Source organism: Blastochloris tepida (genome assembly GCF_003966715.1).
GTDB lineage: Bacteria > Pseudomonadota > Alphaproteobacteria > Rhizobiales > Xanthobacteraceae > Blastochloris > Blastochloris tepida.
Genome location: NZ_AP018907.1, coordinates 3,648,672 through 3,671,313 on the forward strand (window position 1 = coordinate 3,648,672; position 22,642 = coordinate 3,671,313).

The following is a 22,642-nucleotide window of genomic DNA, read 5'->3' on the forward strand; positions in this document are numbered from 1 at the left end:
CAGGAAGCTTCGCAAACCGGTGCCGGCCGGCGCGGGGCGGCCGGCAGCCGGCCGAACAATCGCGCCTCTTCAATCCGGGTTGCATCGCAGCTAAGATTAAACCAGTCCCGCCCGTGCCCGATCGAGGTCGCATGCCCTATCTGATGCCGAACGTCGCGTCCACCGGCGAACCCGCCAGCCTTGATGATCCGGCGATCGACGGCGTCGCCTTCGCCCCCAAGGTCGATACGCTGCAGATGCGCAAGGCCATCCTGGCCAAGCTCACCTATGCGGTGGGCAAGGATCCGGCGGCCGCCAAGCTGCACGACTGGCTGCGCGCCACCAGCCTCGCCGTCCGCGACCACGTGGTCGATCGCTGGATCGCCTCGGTGCGCGAGGCCTACCGCACCGGCCGCAAACGGGTCTATTACCTGTCGCTCGAATTCATGATCGGCCGGCAGCTGCGCGACGTGTCGTGCAATCTGCAGCTCGACGCGGTGGTGCGCGAGGCGCTGGCCGAGATCGGGGTCGACTACGAGGCGATGGCCGAGCTGGAGCCCGACGCCGCGCTCGGCAATGGCGGCCTCGGCCGGCTCGCCGCCTGCTACATGGAAAGCATGGCGACGCTCGCCATCGCCGCGCATGGCTACGGCATCCGCTACGACCACGGCCTGTTCCGCCAGAAGATCGCCGACGGCTGGCAGGTCGAGCTGCCGGAGGACTGGCTGGCGTTCGGCAATCCCTGGGAGTTCGAGCGCCGCGAGGTCGCCTATGAGATCGGCTTCGGCGGCACGGTCGAGGCCAGCGAGGGCTGGGACGGCGCGGTGCGCCATACCTGGAAGCCGGGCGACCGGGTGCTGGCCATCGCCTACGACACGCCGATCGTCGGCTGGCGCGGCGCGCGGGTGAACACGCTGCGCCTGTGGCGGGCGCGCGCCGCCGACCCGATCCATCTCGAAGCCTTCAACCGCGGCGACCATGTCGGCGCGGTGGCCGACCGCACCCGCGCCGAGAGCATCTCGCGCGTGCTCTATCCGTCCGACTCGACCCAGGCCGGCCAGGAGCTGCGGCTGCGCCAGGAGTTCTTCTTCACCTCGGCCTCGCTGCAGGATCTGGTGCGCCGCCACGTCCAGCAGTTCGGCGACATCCGCAGCCTGCCCGACAAGGCCACCATCCAGCTCAACGACACCCACCCCGCCATCGCGGTGGCCGAGCTGATGCGCATCCTGCTCGACGTGCACGCGCTGGGCTGGGACGAGGCCTGGGCCATCACCCGCACCACCATCAACTACACCAACCACACGCTTTTGCCCGAGGCGCTGGAGATGTGGCCGGTGTCGCTGATGGAGCGGCTGCTGCCGCGCCACATGCAGATCATCTATGCCATCAACGCCAAGCTGATCGCCGATGCCCGCAAGCGGCCGGACTGCACCGACGGCATGCTGTCGGCGATCTCGCTGATCGACGAATGGCACGGCCGCGGCGTGCGCATGGGCAACCTCGCCTTCGTCGGCTCGCACAAGATCAACGGCGTCTCGGCGCTGCACAGCGAGCTGATGAAGAAGACGGTCTTCAAGGATCTGGGGGCGCTCTATCCCGAGCGCATCACCAACAAGACCAACGGCATCACGCCGCGGCGCTGGCTGATGCAGTCCAATCCCGGCCTCGCCCGGCTGGTGCGCGACACCATCGGCGAGGGGCCGCTCGACGATCTGGAGAAGCTGTCGCAGCTTGCACCCTATGCCGAGGACGCCGCGTTCCGCGAGCGCTTCATGCAGGTCAAGCGCGCCAACAAGGAGCGGCTGGCCGCGCTGATCCTCGAACAGATCGGCGTGCGCGTCGATCCGGCGGCGCTGTTCGACGTCCACGTCAAGCGCATCCATGAATACAAGCGCCAGCTTTTGAATGTTCTGGAGACCATCGCGCTCTATGACGCGATCCGCGCCCGGCCGAACGAGGACTGGGTGCCGCGTGTCAAGCTCTTCGCCGGCAAGGCGGCGTCGAGCTACACAACGGCCAAGTACATCATCAAGCTGATCAACGATGTCGCCAAGGTGGTCAATTCGGACCCGGCGACGCGCGGCCTGCTGAAGGTGGCCTTCCTGCCGAACTACAATGTCAGCCTGGCGCAGGTGATCATTCCGGCCGCCGATCTCTCCGAGCAGATCTCGACCGCCGGCATGGAGGCTTCGGGCACCGGCAACATGAAGTTCGCGCTCAATGGCGCGTTGACCATCGGAACACTCGACGGCGCCAACATCGAGCTTCGCGATCACATCGGCGGCGAGAACATTTTCATCTTCGGACTGACCGCCGAGGAGGTCGAAGTCGTTCGCCGCAAGGGATACAATCCAAGCGAAACGATCGCCGACAATCCGGCGCTCGCCGCTGTCATGGAATCGTTATATGCTGGCGTCTATTCGCCCGACGATCCGTCGCGCCATCGCGGCACCGTCGACGCGCTACGAAATCACGACTATTTTCTTGTCACTGCCGACTTCCAGGCTTATGCGGAAACCCAACGGAAGATCGCTGCCCTGTGGCGCAATTCGAGCGATTGGGCCCGCAAGGCGGTGATCAATACGGCCCGATCGGGCTGGTTCTCCTCCGACCGGGCAATCCGGGACTATGCCGAGGAGATCTGGGGTGTGCCGACACGCTGACCGCAGGCGCGGCCGGCGTCACGGACGTGGCGTCACGCGATCGGTCCTGGCGCGCAGGGCGCGGTCAAGCGGGACGGCAGTTCCAGCCGAACGGCCGCGCGCCCGCGAGGCCGCTGCGAACCATGGGATAGCGGGTCAGGAATTCTGGGGTCAGACATTCTGACCGGAGCGGACACAGCCGGGGGGGATATGGCCGGGAGTTTCACGGGCGGTGGCGCTGCGGGCAGTGGCGCCGCGGGTGCGGGGACAAAGGGCGCGGGCACTGCTGCGGGCGGCGGCGCGCGCCTCGCGGTGTCCGACATCGCCGCCATCGCCGGGGGCATCCATCCCGATCCGTTCGCCGTCCTCGGCCTGCAGGAGGCCGGGCGCGAGCGCATGGTGCGGGCCTTCGTGCCGGGTGCGGATGCCGTCGAGGTGATCGATGACGCCGGCACGGTGCTGGGCGCGCTGGAGAAGCGCACGCCGCACGAGGTGTTCGAGGGCTCGATCGGCCCCGGCCCGCGCATCCGCTACCGGCTGCGCGCCCGGAATGCCGGCGGCACCTGGGAGTTCTTCGACCCCTACGCCTTCGGCCCGGTGCTCGGTCCGCTCGACGACTATTACGTTGCCGAGGGCTCGCACCTGCGGCTGTTCGACAAGCTCGGCGCCCATCCCATCGTGCACGAGGGGGTGGAGGGCGTGCATTTCGCGGTGTGGGCGCCCAACGCCCAGCGCGTCTCGGTGGTCGGCGACTTCAACCAGTGGGACGGCCGCCGCCATCTGATGCGGCGCCGCGTCGACACCGGCGTCTACGAGATCTTCATTCCGGGCCTCGCCGCCGGCACCATCTACAAGTTCGAGATCCTGGGCCCGGACGGCAATCTGCAGCCGCTCAAGGCCGATCCGATGGCCTTCCAGTCGGAGCTGCGTCCCAACACCGCCTCGGTGGTGGCCGGGCCGCTCGATATCGCGTGGACGGACGCCGACTACATGGCCGCGCGCGCCAAGCGCGATCCGCGTCGCGCGCCGATGACGATCTACGAGGCGCATCTCGGCTCCTGGCAGCGCGGCCCGAACGGCGAGTTCCTGAGCTATGACGATCTCGCCCGCCAACTCATCCCCTATGTCGCCGATCTCGGCTTCACCCATATCGAGCTTCTGCCGGTCTCCGAGCATCCGCTCGATGCGTCCTGGGGCTACCAGCCGACCGGGCTGTTCGCGCCGACCGCCCGCCACGGCGACCCGGCCGGCTTCGCCCGCTTCGTCGATGCCGCCCACCGGGCTGGCATCGGCATCATCCTCGACTGGGTGCCGGCGCACTTCCCCACCGACGCCCACGGCCTGCGCCGGTTCGACGGCACCGCGCTCTACGAGCACGAAGATCCGCGCCGCGGCTTCCATCCCGACTGGAACACCGCGATCTACAATTTCGGCCGCACCGAGGTCGAGAGCTTCCTCATCAACAACGCGCTGTTCTGGCTGGAGCGCTACCATATCGACGGGCTCAGGGTCGATGCGGTGGCCTCGATGCTCTATCTCGACTATTCGCGCCGCAACGGCGAATGGCTGCCCAACAAGTATGGCGGCAAGGAGAATCTCGAGGCCATCGCCTTCCTCAAGCGGCTGAACGAGATCGTCTACGCCCAGCATCCGGGCGTGCTGATGATCGCCGAGGAATCGACCGCCTGGGCCGGCGTCTCCCACCCGGTGTTCGCCGGCGGGCTGGGCTTCGGCTTCAAGTGGAACATGGGCTTCATGAACGACACGCTGCGCTTCATGTCGCGCGAGTCGATCCATCGCCGCTGGCACCACGACGACATCACCTTCGGTCTGCTCTACGCCTTCTCCGAGAACTTCATCCTGCCGCTGTCCCATGACGAGGTAGTGCACGGCAAGGCGTCGCTGCTGCACAAGATGTCGGGCGACGACTGGCAGCGCTTCGCCAGCTTGCGCGCCTATTACGCGCTGATGTGGGGCTATCCCGGCAAGAAGCTGCTGTTCATGGGGCAGGAGTTCGCCCAGCGCGACGAGTGGAGCGAATCCCGGGCGCTCGACTGGGGGGTGATCCAGCACGCCCCGCACGCCGGCATGCAGCGGCTGGTGCGCGATCTCAACCGGATGCACAGCTTGAAGCCGGCGCTGCACGAGCGCGACTGCGAGCCCGAGGGCTTCCGTTGGCTGATCGTCGACGACCGCGAGAACTCGGTGTTCGCCTGGGCCCGCCAGTCGGGCGACGGCGCGAACGTCGTCGCGGTGATCGCCAATCTCACGCCGCTGCCGCGCCACGGCTATCGCGTGCCGATGCCGCGCACCGGACGCTGGATCGAGCGGCTGAACACCGACGCGCGCGATTATGGCGGCTGCGGCGTCGGCAATGGCGGCGCCGTGCAGGCGACCAGCGATGCATTTGGCAGCGTGTCGGCGACGCTGACTTTGCCGCCTCTGGCCACCCTGTATCTCGAGTGGGAACGTCCATGATCTCCCCCGGCCAAGCCTCTCCCGGGCGTCCTGTCCTGTCGACCGCCGTCCGCGCCCATCGTCCCGGCTCGGGGCCGCTCGCCCGCGACACCATGGCCTTCGTGCTGGCGGGCGGGCGCGGCTCGCGGCTGATGGAGCTGACCGACCGGCGCGCCAAGCCGGCGGTCTATTTCGGCGGCACGTGGCGCATCATCGATTTCGCGCTGTCGAACGCGCTGAATTCCGGCATCCGCCGCATCTGCGTCGCCACCCAGTACAAGGCGCACAGCCTGATCCGCCATCTGCAGTCGGGCTGGAACTTCTTCCGCCAGGAACGCAAGGAAGGCTTCGACATCCTGCCCGCCAGCCAGCGCGTGGCGGAGGACATGTGGTACGTCGGCACGGCCGACGCAGTCTATCAGAACATCGACATCATCGAGGGCTACGCGCCCGAATACGTCATCATCCTGGCCGGCGACCACATCTACAAGATGGACTACGAGCCGATGCTGCGCCAGCTCGTCGACCAGAAGGCCGACGTGGTGGTGAGCTGCCTCGAGGTGCCGCGCATGGAGGCCACCGGCTTCGGCGTGATGCATGTCGACGAGAACGACCGCATCATCGACTTCGTCGAGAAGCCGAAGGACCCGCCGGGCATGCCCGACAAGCCGGACATGGCGCTGGCCTCGATGGGCATCTATGTGTTCGAGACGCGCTTCATGCTCGAGGAGCTGCGCCGCGACGCCGCCGATCCCGGCTCCTCGCACGATTTCGGCAAGAACATCATTCCGAACCTGGTGAAGAACGGCAAGGCGCTGGCCCACCGCTTCACCTCGTCGTGCGTGCGCTCGCACAACGAGCCGGAGGCCTATTGGCGCGACGTCGGCACGCTCGATGCCTATCACGAGGCCAATATCGACCTCACGGCGGTGATCCCGAGCCTCGACATCTTCGAGCGCGACTGGCCGATCTGGACCTATGCCGAGATCGCTCCGCCCGCCAAGTTCGTCCATGACCTCGAGGGCCGGCGCGGTCTGGCGGTGTCGTCGCTGGTGTTGGCCGGCTGCATCGTGTCGGGCGGCGCGCTGAGCAATTCGGTGCTGTTCGCCGGCGTCCGCGTCAATTCGTTCTCGCACATCGAGACCTCGGTGGTGCTGCCGGACGTCGACATCGGCCGGCGCGCCCGGCTGCGTAACACCATCATCGATCGCGGCGTGCGCATCCCGCCCGGCCTCGTCGTCGGCGAGGATCCCGAGCTCGACGCCAAGCGCTTCCGCCGCACCGAGAAGGGCATCGTGCTGATCACCCAGACCATGATCGACAGGCTGTCCGAATGAGCGACACAGCCCCGCCCAAGGGTCGCAAGACCGCCGCGTTCCGCCCCCGCAAGCCGGCGAAGCCGGCCGCCGAGGTTTCCGCAGCGTCGCCGGTTGCGGCCCCGGTGCCGGCACCCGTTCCGTCTGCGCCGCCGGCCGCGGCCGCCCCGGCCCAAACGACTCCGGCTCAAGTGACTTTAGACCAAGTGACTTCGGTCCAAATGCCCCCGGCTCCGGTGGCGGCCGAGCCTGTGGTGCCGCGCGTCATCCGCCCGGCGCCGTCCGGGCCGCGGCCGCTGCAGGTGCTGGCGGTTGCCTCCGAGGTGTTTCCGCTGATCAAGACCGGCGGCCTCGCTGATGTCGTCGGCGGCCTGCCGCCGGCGCTCGCCCATCACGGCGTCGAGGTCCGCACTCTGGTGCCGGGCTATCCGAGCGTGCTGCGGGCGCTGGAGGGCACCACGGTCGTCGCCGAGTACGGCTATTTCTTCGGCGCGTTCTGCAAGCTGCTGGCCGGCCGCGCCGCCGGGCTCGACCTGTTCGTGCTGGAGGCGCCGCAACTGTTCTGGCGCGAGGGCAACCCCTATTCGGCGCCGGACGGCCAGCCCTGGCCGGACAATCCGGTGCGCTTCGCCGCGCTCGCCCATATGGGCTATCTGATCTCGCGCGGCGATTTCGGCCCCTACGTGCCGGACGTGCTGCACGTCCATGACTGGCAGGCGGCGCTGGCGCCGGCCTATCTGCACTATGGCGGCCGCACCAAGCCGCGCTCGGTGCTGACCATCCACAACCTCGCCTTCCAGGGCCAGTTCTCGCGCGATCTGCTCTATGCCATCGGTCTGCCGGGCCACGCCTATTCGATGGACGGCGTCGAGTATTACGGCGGCATCGGGTATCTCAAGGCCGGCATCCGCTTCGCCGACCGCGTCACCACGGTGAGCCCGCGCTACGCCGCCGAGATCTGCCAGCCCGGCGCCGGCATGGGGCTCGACGGCACGCTGCGCCAGAAGGGTCTGGCGCTGTCGGGCATCGTCAACGGCATCGACGTCGACACCTGGAACCCGGCCGACGATCCGGCGCTCGCCGCCAGCTACACCGCCGACACGCTGGAGCTGCGCGCCCGCAACAAGGCGGCGCTCGAGGGGCGCTTCAACCTCGAGGCCGGCGACGGGCCGCTGATCGGCATGATCACCCGGTTGTCGTGGCAGAAGGGCATGGACATCGTCATCGAGACGCTGCCCTCGATCATCGCCGCCGGCTGCCGCGTCGTCGTGCTCGGCACCGGCGATGCGCCGCTGGAGGCGGGCCTTGCCAAGGCGGCGGCCGCCTATCCCGGCAAGATCGGCGTGTTCGCCGGCTATGACGAGAACCTTGCCCATCTGGTGCAGGGCGGCGCCGACGCCATCCTGGTGCCCTCGCGCTTCGAGCCGTGCGGCCTCACCCAGCTCTACGGCCTGCGCTATGGCTGCCTGCCGATCGTGTCGCGGGTCGGCGGCCTGTTCGACACGGTGATCGACGCCAATGCCGCCGCGCGCGAGCAGGGCGTCGCCACCGGCATCCAGTTCGAGCCGGTGACCCGCGAGGCGCTGGAGGCGGCGATCGCGCGCTTCGTCGCGCTCTATGCCGACACCTCGGCGTGGCGGGCGATGCAGCGGCAGGCCATGTCGCTCGATCTGTCGTGGACCCGCCGGGCCGGCGCCTATGCCGCGCTGTTCCGGTCGCTGGTGGAAGTGGACAGCGCATGACGCCAAAGCGTCCCCCATCGCCGGGCCTGCCGCCCGGGCGTCTCGGGGCGACGTTCGACGCCGATGCGGCGGGCGTTCATTTCGCCGTCCAGTCCCATCACGCCAGCCGCGTCACGCTCTGCCTGTTCGACGCCGAGGGCCGCGAGGAGATCGGCCGGGTGCCGATGGCGCGCGACGGCGACATCCACCACGCCTATGTCGCCGGGCTCAAGGAGGGCGCGCGCTACGGCCTGCGCGCCGAGGGCCCGTTCGACCCGCACCGCGGCTTCTTCTTCAATCCCGCCAAGCTCTTGGTCGATCCCTACGCCGTCGAGCTCGACCGCCGGGTGGTGCTGGCGCCGTCGATGCGCGCCCATGCCGACGAGATCGGCACGATCTCGGAGGTCGACAGCGCGAACGACGTGCCGAAGGCGGTGCTGCGCGCGCCGCCCGGGCCGCTGCGCACGCCGCGGCCGGTGATCGCGCCCGAGCGGCGGGTGATCTACGAGGTGCTGGTGCGCGGCTTCACCATGCGCCACCCCGATGTGCCGCTGGCCAAGCGCGGCACCATCGCCGCGCTGGCGGAGCCGGCGATCCTCGATCATCTCAAGACCCTCGGCGTCACCACCATCGAGCTGATGCCGATCACCGCCTGGATCGACGAGCGCCACCTCGTCCCGCTCGGCCTCACCAATGCCTGGGGCTACAGCCCGATCGCCTTTATGGCGCCCGATCCGCGCCTCGCCCCCGGCGGGCTCAAGGAGATCCGCCAGACCGTCGAGGCGCTGCACGCGGCGGGCTTCGAGGTGCTGCTCGACATGGTGTTCAACCACACCGGCGAGAGCGACATCCTCGGCCCCAGCCTGTCGCTGCGCGGACTCGACGGGCCGACCTATTTCCGGCTCGCCGACGATGGCGAACTGGTCAACGACACCGGCTGCGGCAACACGCTGGCCTGCGACCGCCCCGCCACGCTGCGCCTCGTTGTCGACAGCCTGCGCCACTGGGTGCTGCAGGCCGGCGTCGACGGCTTCCGCTTCGACCTCGCCGCCACGCTCGGCCGCCGCGCCGACGGCTTCGACCCCAACCATCCGCTGCTTGCCGCCATCGCCGCCGACGACGTGCTGGGCGAGCGCGTGCTGATCGCCGAGCCGTGGGATGTCGGTCCCGGCGGCTACCAGCTCGGGCGGTTCCCCAAGCCCTTCCACGAGTGGAACGACCGGTTCCGCGACGATGTGCGCCGGTTCTGGCGCGGCGATGCCGGCCTGACCGGCCTGCTCGCGACGCGGCTCGCGGGATCGTCCGACGTCTTCCAGTCGAGCGGGCGCGGCCCGGCGTCCGGCATCAACTTCATCGCCTGCCACGACGGCTTCTCGCTCGCCGACACCGTCGCCTATGAGAGGAAGCACAATCTCGCCAATGGCGAGGGCAACCGCGACGGCACCGACGCCAACAATTCCTGGAACAATGGCGTCGAGGGGCCGACCGACGATCCGGCGATCCTCGCCCGCCGCCGGCGCGACGTGCGGGCGCTGCTGGCGACGCTGTTCGTGTCGCGCGGCACGCCGATGATCACGGCCGGCGACGAGTTCGGCCGCACCCAGGGCGGCAACAACAATGCCTACGCCCAGGACAATGCCACGACCTGGCTCGACTGGCAGAGCGCCGACCGCGAGCTGATCGCCTTCACCGCCCGGCTGGCGGCGGCGCGCAGCGCCCACCCTGCGCTGCGCGAGAACCGCTTTCTCACCGGCCGCGCCATCGAGCCCGGCGGCGCGCCGGACGTGATCTGGCTCGCGCCCTCCGGCCTCGCCATGACCACGCCGGAGTGGCAGGCCTCCGACAACCGGGTGCTCGGCCTGATGCTCGCCACCGCCGACGGGCTGGAGCCGGCGAGCCGCGTCGTGCTGTGGATCAATGGCGGCTCCAGCGATGTCGCCGTCGTGCTGCCCGATGCCGAGCGGGAGCGGGTGTGGCGCGAGCTGTTCGACAGCGCCGCCGCCGCCGATGCGTCAGCCCCCGACGTCGAGGGGCTCTCCACCACCACGGTCGCCGCGCGTTCGGTGCGGCTGTTCGCGGCGGTCGCGGATGCGGCTCCGGCGCCGGTACGGGCCCGCCGCCGCGCCGGGGTCGATCCCAACGTGCTGGGCGAATTGGCCGAGGCGGCCGGCGTCGAGCGCGACTGGTGGGGCCTCGACGGCATCGGCCGGCGCGCCTCGCCCGACACGCTGCGCGCCATCCTCGCCGGCATGGGATTTGCCGTCGCCTCCACCGCCCAGGCCCGCGAGAGCCTCGCTTTTCTGCACGCCCGCGCCGCGGGCGCGCCGCGCCACGCGGCGCCCTGCCACCTGCCGCCGGCGCTGGCCGACGACCACAAGCTCTACGGCCTCGCCGCCCACCTCTACGCGCTGCGCCACGACGGCGATGCCGGCATCGGCGATTTCGAGACGCTGGGCCGCATCGCCGAGAGCGCCGGCCGGATGGGCGCAGCCCTGGTCGGCGTCAATCCGTTCCACGCGCTGTTCGCCACCGACCGCAGCCGGGCGAGCCCCTACCACCCCTGCGACCGGCGCTTCCTCGATCCGCTCTATATCGACGTGGCGTGCCTGCCGCGGATGTTCGAGTCCGAGGCGGCGCAGGCCGCGCTCGACGCCCATGCCGGGGCCATCGCCGCGCTGGCCGGCGGGCGCCACGTCGACTATCCGGCGGTGGCGCGGATCAAGGACGCGGTGCTGCGGGCGGCGTTCGAGACCTTCGACCAGCGCGCCGAGACCGGGCGGCTGCCGCAGGCGCTGGCGGTCGAATACACCCGGTTCGTCGCCGAGGGCGGCGAGGCGCTGGCCGGCTTCGCGCTGTTCCAGGCGATCGCCCGCGCCGCCGGCACCACCGACCGGGCGCGCTGGCCGGCCGGGCTCGACTCGATCACGGGCCCCGGCATCGCCCAGGCGCGGCGCGACCATGCCCGCGAGATCCGCTTCGTGCTGTTCGAGCAGTGGCTGGCCGACCGCCAGCTTGCCCGCGCCGCCGCCCGCGGCAAGGCGTCGGGCCTCACGCTTGGCCTCTATCGCGACCTCGCGGTGGGCTCGGCGCCCGACGGGGCCGAGACCTGGACGGCGCCCGCCGATTTCGTGTCGGGCGTCTCGGTCGGCGCGCCGCCCGATCCATTCTCGGCAGCCGGCCAGAACTGGTGCGTGCCGCCGCTCAACCCGTTCCGCCTTGCCGAGACCGGCTGCGCCGCCTTCCGCGGCCTCGTTGCCGCCAACATGCGCCACGCCGGGGCGCTGCGCATCGACCACGCGATGAGCCTGACGCGGCTGTTCTTCGTGCCGGACGGCGCGACGCCGCTGGAGGGCACCTATGTGCGCTATCCGTTCGAGGACATGCTCGGCGTGCTGTCCGACGAAAGCCGCGCCGCCCACTGCCTGATGGTCGGCGAGGATCTCGGCACCGTGCCGTGGGGCTTCCGCGAGCGCACCACCGAGGCCGACATGCTCGGCATGCGCATCCTGCTGTTCGAGCGCGACGGCGCCGACTTCCGGCTGCCAGCCCGCTATTCGCGCACCTCGGTAGCGAGCTTCGGCACCCACGATCTGCCGACCTTCGGCGGCTGGCTCAAAGGCCGCGACATCGAGGTCGATTTCGCGCTCGGCCGCATCGACGCGACCGGTGCCGAGCGGCGGCGGCAGGAGCGGCGGACCGAGTTCGCGCGGCTTGCCAGCATGTTGGTCGCCGCCGGCTGGCCGACCGAGCCGGCGTGGTTCGAGGCCGATACGCCGCCGCCGGCCCTGCTGGCGGCGCTGCATGGCGGGCTCGCCAGCGCGGCCTCGGGCCTGGTGCTGGTGCAGGCCGACGACGTCGCGGGCGAGCTCGACGCGCTCAACGTGCCGGGCACCGACCGCGAACAGCCGAACTGGTGCCGCCGCATCGGCCTCAGCGTCGAGGCGCTGGAAGCCTCACCGGCCATGCAGGCGGTGGTCGCGGCCCTCAAGGGGCGCCTCGCCCCGGGCAATGCCGCGGCCGGCGACGGCGGCTGGCCGCCGGGCCGGTGAGGGAGTCGCAGACCGGACGCGTCGGCGATTATCCTTGGGCGGCGTTCCGGGCCGCGAGCAGGGTGGCGTTATTCTGGCGTCGAACGCGGCTGTATATTTCGGGTTCAATCCGTGATCCCGCCGGGCGCATGGATGCGCGAGGGGATCTCGAATGGGGAGCATGAGCATGGCGGAAAGCAAGAAGTCGGGTTCCAGGAAGTCGGCGAAGGCGGTGTCTGCAGCCGAAGCGACGAAGGCCGCCGCAGCACCGGCGCCCGCCAAGGCGGCGAAGCCGAAAGCGGCTGCAGCCAAGCGCACCACGAAGGCGGCGCCTGCCGCCGCGGCGCCGATGGTGGAACCCGCGCCGCTTGTCCCGGTCGCCGAAGCGCAGGTCATCGAAGCGCAGATCGTCGAGGAGAAGGTGGTCGAGGAGAAGGTGGTCGAAACAGCGGCGGCCGATGCGCCCAATCTCGCGCCCGCGGCCGAGGCCGCGCCGCGCCTTGAGGCCGCATCCGGCGCCACGGCGCCGCAGGCGGTCACGCCCGAAGAGAAGGCGGCGATGATCGCCGACGCCGCCTATTACCGGGCGCAGCGCCGCCACTTTGCGCCGGGCTACGAGCAGGAGGACTGGTACGCCGCCGAGCAGGAGATCGAAGCCCTGCTCGCCAAACGCGGGGTGGCCTGAGGCACGGCTCTGGGATCTGCGGTTCGCGGCGCAGCGGAGCTGGTATCATACGGTTTCCGGTTGATCCCTTCGGGATAGCGGAAACGGTCTCGCCGAAAAATCCTTGATCCGGAAGGGATTTTCCGGCGAACGGCATACGGCTCGAAGGCTTGATCAGCCGGAAACCGTATCAGATCCGCTCGCCGCGCAGGAGCCGCGGCACCTCGCCGCCGAAGCCCGAGGCCTCGCGCACGAAGACCTGCTTGAGGCCCGGCATGCGGTCCACCACGCCGAGCCCGATGCCGCGCACCAGCCGCAGCGGGTCGAAATCGTTCGAGAACAGGCGGATCAGCGCGTCGGTGGCGGCGGCCATGGTGAAGGTGTCGAACCGCCGCCAGCGCGCATAGCGCTCCAGCACGTCCGGCCCGCCGATGTCGAGCCCGAGCCGCGCGGCATCGACGATCGATTCGGCCAGGGCCGCGACATCGCGCAGGCCGAGATTGAGGCCCTGGCCGGCGATGGGGTGGACGATGTGGGCGGCATCGCCCACCAGGACCAGCCGGCCCCTGTAGAACTCGCGGGCGATCATCAGCCGCAGCGGGAAGGCCTGCGGCGGCTCGAGAAGCGTGAGCGCGCCGAGATGGTGGCCGAGCCGGCGCGCCACCTCGTCGAGGAACAGCTCCGCCGGCAGCCGGCAGTAGCGCGCCGCCGCCTCGCTCGTCTCGGTCCACACGATCGAGCCGCGCTGCCCGGTCATCGGCAGGAAGGCGAACGGCCCGGAGGGCAGGAAATGCTCTTCGGCCCGGCCCTCATGGTCGCGCTCGCAGCCCAGCGTCGCGACAATGCCGGACTGGCCGTAGTCGCGATTGAAGATGCCGATCCCCGCCCGCTCGCGCAGGTGCGAGCGGCCGCCGTCGGCGGCGACGAGGAGGCGCGCGGTGACGCGACTGCCGTCGTTCAGATGCGCGGTGATCGCCTCGCCGGTGTCCTTGCCGGTGTCCTGCGCGCGCGCCACCGGCCGCGCCAGCAGCGTCAGGCCGGCGTCCCGGCACGCCGCGGCAAGTGCGTCGTGCAGCACGCGGTTCTCGATGATGTAGGCGGACGGCTCGCCCGGCTCGACCTCGCCGGCGAAGGTCAGGAGCGCCGGCCGCACGGCATCGCCGGTGCGGCTGTCGGTGATCGTCATCTCGCGAATCGGCTGGGCGCTCGCGGCAAGGCGCGCCCACACCCCCAGCGCCTCCAGCAGCCGCCGGCCGGCGGCGGCGATGGCCGAGGCCCGCCCGTCGCCGGCGGAGGGGCGGGCCAGCACGGGATCGCACACCAGAACCGCCGCCTGCGGCCCCAGGCCCTGTCGAAGCGCCAGCGCCAGCGCCAGCGCGGCATAACCGCCGCCGGCGATGGCGATGTCCGCGTGTTGCGTGGTCTTCGCAGTCTCCACCATGCGTCCTGCGTAGCCCTCCGGCCCGGGCGGCGCAAGGCGGGCCCGCGTCAGCGCGCTTGCTCGCCGGCCATGCTGACGCCAGTGTTCCCTTGACGCCGACCGCCGGCCTGATCGGCCGGACCCCGCCAAGGATCGAACCCCCGGAGTGAAGGCATGTCCGCCGTTGTGCAGGAACTGCTCGATATTCTCGACCTCGAACGGCTCGAGGTGAATCTGTTCCGCGGCCGCAGCCCGCAGGTCGGCTGGCAGCGGGTGTTCGGCGGCCAAGTGATCGGCCAGTCGCTGGTGGCGGCGTGTCGCACCGTCGAGGACCGGATGCCGCACTCGCTGCACGCCTATTTCCTGCTGCCCGGCGATCCGGCGGTGCCGATCATCTATCGCGTGGCGCGCATCCGCGACGGCAAGAGCTTCACCACGCGGCAGGTCAACGCCATCCAGCACGGCCAGACCATCTTCGCCACCATGGTGTCGTTCCACGCCGACGAGGAGGGCTTCACCCACCAGATGGCGATGCCGGTGGTGCCGCCGCCGCTCGACCTGCCGAGCGAGATGGACATCAAGCAGCGGGTGCTGCCGATGATGCCCGATCCGGTGCGCGCCTATTACGAGCGCGAGCGGCCGATCGAGCTTCGCCCGGTCGAGTTCGGCCGCTATCTCGGCCAGCGGCAGGCGGAGGGCCGCTTCCACATCTGGCTGCGCATCACCGACACGCTGCCGGACGATCCGGTGCTGCACCGCTGCATCCTCGCCTACGCCTCCGACCTGACGCTGCTCGATGCGGCGCTGATTCCGCACGGGCGCACGGTGTTCGAGAAGGACATCCTGCCCGCCTCGCTCGACCATGCGCTGTGGTTCCACCGGTCGTTCCGCATCGACGACTGGCTGCTCTACGCCCATGACAGCCCGAACGCCTCGGGCGGGCGCGGCCTTGCCCGCGGCCTGGTGTTCAGCCGCGACGGCCAGCTCGTCGCCTCGGTGGCGCAGGAAGGCCTGGTGCGCCAGCGCCGGACGGACTGAAACGGCTTCCGGTTGATCCGTTCGCCGCTCGGAAACCGGATGAATTGCGGCTGCCTAGTTTTTAGGCGGGCGACTCGGTCTTCGGCACCCCAAAGCGAGTGCATTTGCTTATTTTTTAAGCAAATGCCACCGGCAGGCCGTCAAGGCATAGCTCTCCAAACCGGTTTCCTCTTGAATGTCAGCGCGCTGCGCGCCGCGCCGCGCTTGGCACGAGGTTTGATTCTCCCCTCGCGGGTTTGCCACGGGGGAAACGCGCCTTCGTGCGGTAGCACCCGACACGATAGTCACCCGGCCGCGATTTCGGCGGCTGGCAACAGCGGGAAACATCGACCGATGAAAATCGTCACGGCGATCATCAAGCCGTTCAAGCTGGACGAGGTGCGCGATGCCCTCACCGGCATTGGCGTGCACGGCCTGACCGTCACCGAGGTGAAGGGCTACGGCCGCCAGAAGGGGCACACGGAAATATATCGGGGAGCCGAATACGCGGTCAGCTTCCTGCCCAAGCTCAAGATCGAGGTGGCCGTCCCCACCAGCCAGGTCGACAAGGTCATCGACGCCATCACCGGGGCGGCCAAGACCGGCCAGATCGGCGACGGCAAGATCTTTGTCTATTCGCTCGATCACGCCGTGCGCATCCGCACCGGCGAGACCGACACCGACGCTCTGTGAGCTTCGTCCTGCAAGGAGTTGATTGAAATGACGGTCTCCATGCTGCGTCGGGCGCTTCCGGCTCTCGCCGTGATGCTCCTGACAGCCGGTCCGGCGCTGGCCGACGGACCGAAGGTGGACAAGGGCGATACCGCCTGGATGCTGATTTCCACCATCCTCGTCCTGCTGATGACCATTCCGGGCTTGGCGCTGTTCTATGGCGGTCTGGTCCGCTCCAAGAACATGCTGTCGGTGCTGATGCAGGTCTTCTACTGCGTCTGCGTCGCCTGCGTGATGTGGGCGCTGTTCGGCTATTCGATGACCTTCACCGGCGACAACCCCTACTTCGGCGGGTTCTCGAAGGTGCTGCTGTCGGGCGTGACCACCGAATCGCTCGCCGCCACCTTCTCGGTCGGCGTGGCGATCCCCGAACTGGTCTATGCCGCCTTCCAGATGACCTTCGCCGCCATCACCGTGGCGCTCATCGTCGGCGCCTTCGCCGAGCGCATGAAGTTCGCGGCCGTGGCGCTGTTCGTGCCGCTGTGGCTGATCTTCATCTACTTCCCGATCGCCCACATGGTCTGGTACTGGGCCGGCCCGGACGCGGTCGCCGCGGCTGCGCAGGCCGTCCACGACGCCGCCGATGAAACCGCCAAGGCTGCCGCCCAGGCCAAGCTCGACGAGGTCCTCGCCGACTCCGGCCTGATCTACCAGTTCGGCGCCATCGACTTCGCCGGCGGCACCGTGGTGCACATCAATGCCGGTATCGCCGGCTTCGTGGCGTGCCTCCTGGTCGGCCGCCGCATCGGCTACGGCCGCGAGCTGATGTCCCCGAACTCGCTGGCGATGACCATGATCGGCGGCGCGCTGCTGTGGGTCGGCTGGTTCGGCTTCAACGCCGGCTCGAACCTCGAGTCGAACGCCTATGCCGGCCTCGCGGTGATGAACACCTTCGTCGCCACCGCGGCGGCGGCGCTGGCCTGGATGTTCGTCGAATGGGCGGTCAAGGGTAAAGCCTCGCTGCTCGGCATCGTCACCGGCGCGGTCGCCGGCCTCGTCGCCGTCACCCCGGCCGCCGGCTTCGCCGGTCCGATGGGCTCGATCGTGCTCGGCGTCATCGCCGGCGTGATCTGCTTCATCTTCTGCTCGGGCGTGAAGAACGCGCTGGGCTATGACGATGCGCTGGACGTGTTCGGCGTGCACTGCGTCGGCGGCATCGTCGGCGCCATCCTGACCGGCGTGCTGGTCGACCCCAGCCTCGGCGGCGCCGGCATCGTCGACTACACGGCCTGCGACCCCGACGGCGTCTGCAAGACCGCGGCCTACGACATGACCACCCAGGTCTGGGCCCAGACCAAGGCGGTGCTGGTGTCGCTCGGCTGGTCGGGCTTCGGCTCGCTGGTCCTGCTCAAGCTGATCGACTGGACCGTCGGTCTGCGCGTCACCGCCGACAAGGAGCGCGAGGGCCTCGACCTCGTCGATCACGGCGAGCGCGCCTACAATCTCTGATCAATCCGCCGCGGCCCTGCCGCATCGGAGAGGAACGGCCCCGGCCCCGCGCCGGGGCCGTTTCCGTTGGGCCGGTTGGTTCCCTTGCCACGCCTTGGTTTCGTCGCCCGGCTTGCACTGCTGGCGTGTATCTTGATAAATTCAGTTGCAACACATCGGGGGCACAATGGCTAACAAGGACACCTTTAAGTTCAGTACGTTTCTATGGTTGGTTGCGGGGCTTCTGATTCCGTTCTGGCCAATTAGCCTACCACTCTGCTGGTTCTTCGCGTACCGCTCTTACAAGTCCGGCACGGAGCCTGTTGGAAGCATGTCGGATCTGACGGCGGCGATCGAATTGCACAAGCAGGGCTTGGTCTCCAACGAAGAGTTGGAAGTTGTAAAGCGCCGGACGATCGGATCGCGGTGAACGCGGCTGATCCGTGGCGCGCCTACAATCTCTGATCATTTCTGCCGCGGCCCTGCCGCAGCGGAGAGGAACGGCCCCGGCCCCGCGCCGGGGCCGTTTCCGTTTTGGCGGTCGTCCTCCGGTTGGCGGCCGGGGATGGTTAAACGAGTCTTTACCGCGCGCCCGCTAGCGTAGCCGCACTGTCGCGCCTCCCGTGGCGCGATGCTGTGCGGCCGTCACGGAGGTGGGCATGCAGTTGATCCGGCGCCGGTGGCTGGCGGATCTCCTGGTCGAGGAGGTGATCCCGGCGTTGCGCCGGTTTGCGTCGCAGCTCGCCGGCCTGACGATTCTGTCGGCCGTGCTGGCGATGACCCTCGCTTTGGCCACCTGGTCGGTCAACGACCCGTCGATCAACCACGCCACCAGCGTCCCGGCGCGGAACCTGCTCGGCACGCCGGGCGCCGTCGTCGCCGATCTGGTGATGCAGCTCGTCGGCGTTGCCGCCCTGGCGCTGCTGATTCCCGTCGCCGTGCTGGGCTGGCGGCTGGTGTCGGGCCGGTCCTCGTCGCGCGAGCGGCTGCGGCTCGTCCTGTGGCTCGCGGGCACGGTGCTGGCGACCGCCGCGGCGGCCTGCCTGCCGGCGCCGGCCACCTGGCCGCTGCCCTCGGGCCTCGGCGGCATCGTCGGCGATGCTATGCTGCGCGCGATCGCCTGGATCGCCGGGCCGCTCGACGCGGCGAGCCGCCCAGTGGTGGCGACGCCGCTGTCGATCGCCGCCCTCGCCGCCGTGCTCGCCGCCTCGGGCCTCGGCTTCGGCCGCGCCGCCGATCATGCCGCCGCGCCGGCCGAGGAGCGATTCGTCGCCGAGGAGCGCGACACCGCGTCCGTCTCGCTCGGCTATCTCGCCCACTGGTTCTATGCCGGCCGCGCCGCGCTGATGCGCCGGCTGCGCCGCCGTCCGCCGCCGCCCGCACTGCGGCCCGCGCCATGGCTGCCGCCGGCCGAGGAGCGGCGCGAGCCGGAGCCGCCCCGCCCGCCGGTGTGGGCCGATGACGGCGAACCTGCCGCTGCTGCCGCCGCCGCCGTCCCGCCGCCGGCACGTTCCCCCGAGGTGCTGGCGCCGAGCCGCGGGCCGGCGCGCGGCATCAAGACCGGCCGCACCCGCCCGGCTGCGGACGCGCCGCCGGCGCACGCACCCGAGGCGAAATTCGAGCTGCCGCCGGTCAATCTGCTCGCCGCGCCGAAGGGCTCCGGCCAGCCGGCGCTGAGCCCGGCGGCGCTACAGGACACCTCGCGCCTGCTCGAAGGCGTGCTCGACGATTTCGGCGTGCGCGGCGGCATCATCGGAGCCCATCCCGGCCCGGTGGTGACGCTCTACGAGCTGGAGCCGGCGCCCGGCATCAAGTCGAGCCGCGTCATCGGCCTCGCCGAGGACATCGCCCGCTCGATGAGCGCGATCTCCGCCCGTGTCGCGGTGGTGCCCGGCCGCAACGTGATCGGCATCGAGCTGCCCAATCCCAAGCGCGAGAAGGTGCTGTTGCGCGAGCTCCTGGCCTCGCCCTCCTTCGCCGAGACCAAGGACCGCCTGCCGTTGTGTCTGGGCAAGACCATCGGCGGCGAGCCGGTGGTGGTCGATCTCGCCCGCATGCCGCATCTCCTGATCGCCGGCACCACCGGCTCGGGCAAGTCGGTGGCGATCAACACCATGATTCTCAGCCTGCTCTACCGGCATCCGCCCAAGGAATGCCGGCTGATCATGGTCGATCCCAAGATGCTGGAACTGTCGGTCTATGACGGCATCCCGCATCTGCTGACACCGGTGGTCACCGACCCCAAGAAGGCGGTGGTGGCGCTGAAATGGGCGGTCCGCGAGATGGAGGACCGCTACAAGAAGATGTCCAAGCTCGGCGTGCGCAACATCGACGGCTTCAACGCCCGCGTCGCCGAGGCCGCCGCCAAGGGCCAGCGCATCGTGCGCACGGTGCAGACCGGCTTCGACAAGGAGACCGGCGAGGCGATCTACGAGCGCGAGGAGATGGATTGCGGGCCGCTGCCGTTCATCGTCGTCATCGTCGACGAGATGGCCGACCTGATGCTGGTGGCCGGCAAGGACATCGAGGGCGCGATCCAGCGCCTCGCCCAGATGGCGCGTGCCGCCGGCATCCATCTGGTGATGGCCACCCAGCGCCCCTCGGTCGACGTCATCACCGGCACCATCAAGGCCAATTTCCCGACCCGCATCTCCTTCCAGGTCACCTCGAAGATCGACAGCCGCACCATCCTCGGCGAGCAGGGCGCCGAGCAGCTGCTCGGCCAGGGCGACATGCTCTACATGGCCGGCGGCGGGCGCATCAGCCGCGTCCACGGCCCGTTCGTCTCCGACGCCGAGGTCGAGCGCATCGTCGCCCACCTCAAGGCGCAGGGCGCGCCGGACTATCTCGATGCCGTCACGGCGGCGGACGACGAGGAGGGCGAGGACGGCGCGGTGTTCGACAAGACGGCGATGGGCGGCGAAGGCGGCGGCGACCTCTATTCCCAGGCGGTGGAGGTGGTGGTGCGCGACCGCAAGGCCTCGACCTCCTACATCCAGCGCCGGCTGCAGATCGGCTACAATCGCGCCGCCTCGCTGATGGAGCGGATGGAGAAGGAAGGCATCGTCGGCCCCGCCAACCATGCCGGCAAGCGCGAGATCCTGATCGAAGCCGACAACGACAGCGGCTATTGATAGGGTCTCCGGCCGACAGGACCGGACAATCGTGCGAGTCGGGCCACCCGTTCTCGGGTCGGCGCACGTCCCCGCTTCGGAGCGCCGGTGGGGGCGAGCGGGCCGCGGCCAGGGGCCGCATTCTCGCCATGGCCGGGGTTTAGCAGGGCGCGTGTTTTTCCCTTCGGAGGATTTGCGATGCGTTACGGGCTTGTCGTGGCGGCGGCCGGGTTGGTGGCGATGGCTCTGCCCGCACTGGCCGAGCCTTCGGCGCCGGCCGGCGGGCAGCCGCCCGCTCCGCCGCTGGCCGTGAGCCCGGTGCAACCGGCGCCCGCCCCCGGCGCCGAGGCCATCCCCGCCATCGCGCCGGCCACCGGCAGCGGGCCGATGGTTCCGGTTCCGGTGCGCGCGACTGGCCCGGCCAAGGGATCGATCGCCGCGCTCGACCCGCCGACCCGCGATCTGGTGCAGAAGATCAACGCCGCCTTCAACGCGCTCACCGTCGCCTCGGGCGACTTCGTCCAGGTGGCGCCGGACGGCTCGCGCACCCAGGGCCATTTCTATCTGCAGAAGCCCGGCAAGGTGCGCTTCGACTACGCCCCGCCGAGCCCGATCGAATTCATCTCCGACGGCGGCTCGATCGCGGTGCGCGACCGCAAGCTGGCCACCCAGGAGATCACGCCGCTGTCGCAGACGCCGCTGCGCTTCCTGCTCGCCGAGAAGGTCGACCTGCTGCGCGATACGCCGGTGATCGCCGTCCAGAAGGACGAGCTGTTCGTCTCGGTGGTGTTGGAAGAGCGTCATCCGGTCGCAGGCACTCACCGGTTGATGCTGATGTTCGGCGCGCAGGACTACCAACTGAAGCAGTGGACCGTGACCGATCCGCAGGGATTCGACACCACAGTCGCGATCTACAACGTCGACACAACCAAGCGGCCGAGTGCTGATCTATTCCGCATCAACTATGAGCGCGTACTCCAGTAGGGGACGCGGCCGAATGTCGCGCTCCGGAAGGCCCGGTTTTGCTGGTTCAGCCCTTGTTTGCGCCGCGGGATATGCCATCTTCTGAACAGGCCACACGCCGAGCGGTGCGAACCTCCGACGCACCGGCAGCGGCCACGTCGGTGCCCTCCCGATGCGTGCCCCAAGCAAATGCGCCCGGTCTTCCCCGAGACCGGGCGCATTTTAATTTTGCCCCCGCTCGATTTCGTCTCACCTGACCTTCGCTCCGAGCGCGGCGATCAGCCCGTCTCTGTCCGTCCGCGTGTGCCCTCATGCGTCTCACCATTGCCACCTGGAACATCAATTCGGTCCGCCTGCGCCTCGATCTGGTCGGCCGGCTCGCCGCCGAGCAGAATCCGGACATCATCTGCCTGCAGGAGACCAAGTGCCCGGACGACAAGTTCCCGCTGCGGGCGATGGCCGAGATGGGCTATCCGCACGCGGCGCTGAACGGCCAGAAGGGCTGGCACGGCGTGGCGATGCTGTCGAAGCTGCCGTTCGAGAGCATCGAGCGGCGGGCGTTCTGCGACAAGAACGACTGCCGCCACATCGCGGTGACGCTCGGGGCCGCGGCCGGCCTCGATTCGCCGGTCGAGCTGCACGGCTTCTATATTCCGGCCGGCGGCGACGAGCCCGACCCCGACGTGAACCCCAAATTCGCCCATAAGCTCGCCTTCCTCGACGAGCTTGCGGCGTGCGACCGGCTCGCCGCGCAGGGCCGCAGCGGGCGGGCCATCCTGGTCGGCGATCTCAATGTCGCGCCGCTGGAGCACGACGTGTGGAGCCACAAGCAGCTGCTCAACGTGGTCAGCCACACCCCGGTCGAGGTCGAGAAACTCACCGCCTGGCAGGCGGCTGGCGATTGGGTCGATGTCATGCGCCGCCAGGTGCCGGCCGCCGAGAAGCTCTACACGTGGTGGAGCTACCGCGCCGCCGACTGGACGGTGTCCAATCGCGGCCGCCGGCTCGATCATGTGTGGGCGAGCGCGCCGCTGGCGCCGGGCTTCGTCGCGATGTCGGTCTTGACCGAGGCGCGAAGCTGGCCGCGGCCGTCGGACCACGTGCCGGTGCTGGCGACGTTCGATCTGTAGTCTCTGCGAGCCGTCGTTCGTGAGTGAGGTTA

General features: G+C 69.6%; 14 protein-coding genes. 13 read left to right on the forward strand and 1 reads right to left on the reverse strand.

What is annotated here, in order from left to right:
• The first annotated feature begins 236 nt into the window (after positions 1-236).
• The 6 genes from BLTE_RS16515 to BLTE_RS16540 all read left to right on the forward strand — a co-directional run bounded on the left by BLTE_RS16515 (position 237) and on the right by BLTE_RS16540 (position 12,828).
• The gene (locus BLTE_RS16515) at positions 237-2,642 is read left to right on the forward strand and encodes a glycogen/starch/alpha-glucan phosphorylase (protein ID WP_126402269.1); all 2,406 of its coding nucleotides are present in this window, start codon (positions 237-239) and stop codon (positions 2,640-2,642) included.
• A gap of 189 nt (positions 2,643-2,831) precedes the next feature.
• A complete protein-coding gene (gene glgB, locus BLTE_RS16520) occupies positions 2,832-5,099 on the forward strand; it encodes a 1,4-alpha-glucan branching protein GlgB (RefSeq protein WP_126401715.1) in 2,268 nt (755 codons plus the stop codon).
• A 92-nt stretch (positions 5,100-5,191) separates the two neighbouring features.
• A complete protein-coding gene (gene glgC, locus BLTE_RS16525; protein ID WP_244600249.1) occupies positions 5,192-6,415 on the forward strand; it encodes a glucose-1-phosphate adenylyltransferase in 1,224 nt (407 codons plus the stop codon).
• Positions 6,416-6,615: 200 nt separating this feature from the next.
• Complete coding sequence (gene glgA / locus BLTE_RS16530; RefSeq protein WP_126401717.1) at positions 6,616-8,136, forward strand: glycogen synthase GlgA; 1,521 nt, start codon at positions 6,616-6,618, stop codon at positions 8,134-8,136.
• On the forward strand, positions 8,133-12,164 hold the full coding sequence (gene glgX / locus BLTE_RS16535) for a glycogen debranching protein GlgX (RefSeq protein ID WP_126401718.1): 4,032 nt from the start codon (positions 8,133-8,135) through the stop codon (positions 12,162-12,164). The genes glgA and glgX overlap by 4 nt, the downstream gene beginning before the upstream one ends.
• 166 nt (positions 12,165-12,330) lie before the next feature.
• Positions 12,331-12,828 (forward strand): DUF2934 domain-containing protein, encoded by a 498-nt coding sequence (locus BLTE_RS16540; RefSeq protein WP_126401719.1) that lies wholly within the window; start codon positions 12,331-12,333, stop codon positions 12,826-12,828.
• Positions 12,829-12,997: 169 nt separating this feature from the next.
• Here BLTE_RS16540 and BLTE_RS16545 read toward each other — a convergent pair whose 3' ends face one another.
• The gene (locus BLTE_RS16545; protein ID WP_126401720.1) at positions 12,998-14,248 is read right to left on the reverse strand and encodes a ubiquinone biosynthesis hydroxylase; all 1,251 of its coding nucleotides are present in this window, start codon (positions 14,246-14,248) and stop codon (positions 12,998-13,000) included.
• Between the two features lie 153 nt (positions 14,249-14,401).
• Between BLTE_RS16545 and tesB the strand changes: the two genes are divergently transcribed.
• From tesB to BLTE_RS16580, 7 genes are all read left to right on the forward strand, one after another.
• Positions 14,402-15,265 carry an acyl-CoA thioesterase II gene (tesB, locus tag BLTE_RS16550; RefSeq protein ID WP_126401721.1) on the forward strand — a complete coding sequence of 288 codons (864 nt, stop codon included), beginning with the start codon at positions 14,402-14,404 and terminating at the stop codon, positions 15,263-15,265.
• Between the two features lie 333 nt (positions 15,266-15,598).
• Entirely contained in the window at positions 15,599-15,937 is a 339-nt protein-coding gene (locus BLTE_RS16555) for a P-II family nitrogen regulator (RefSeq protein ID WP_126401722.1), read from the forward strand.
• 27 nt (positions 15,938-15,964) lie between these two features.
• On the forward strand, positions 15,965-17,425 hold the full coding sequence (locus BLTE_RS16560; protein WP_126401723.1) for an ammonium transporter: 1,461 nt from the start codon (positions 15,965-15,967) through the stop codon (positions 17,423-17,425).
• 166 nt (positions 17,426-17,591) lie between these two features.
• On the forward strand, positions 17,592-17,834 hold the full coding sequence (locus tag BLTE_RS16565) for a hypothetical protein (RefSeq protein WP_126401724.1): 243 nt from the start codon (positions 17,592-17,594) through the stop codon (positions 17,832-17,834).
• Positions 17,835-18,063: 229 nt separating this feature from the next.
• Complete coding sequence (locus tag BLTE_RS16570; protein WP_126401725.1) at positions 18,064-20,538, forward strand: FtsK/SpoIIIE family DNA translocase; 2,475 nt, start codon at positions 18,064-18,066, stop codon at positions 20,536-20,538.
• A 177-nt stretch (positions 20,539-20,715) separates the two neighbouring features.
• The gene (locus tag BLTE_RS16575) at positions 20,716-21,501 is read left to right on the forward strand and encodes an outer-membrane lipoprotein carrier protein LolA (protein WP_126401726.1); all 786 of its coding nucleotides are present in this window, start codon (positions 20,716-20,718) and stop codon (positions 21,499-21,501) included.
• A gap of 290 nt (positions 21,502-21,791) precedes the next feature.
• The gene (locus BLTE_RS16580) at positions 21,792-22,610 is read left to right on the forward strand and encodes an exodeoxyribonuclease III (protein ID WP_126401727.1); all 819 of its coding nucleotides are present in this window, start codon (positions 21,792-21,794) and stop codon (positions 22,608-22,610) included.
• Positions 22,611-22,642 lie beyond the last annotated feature (32 nt).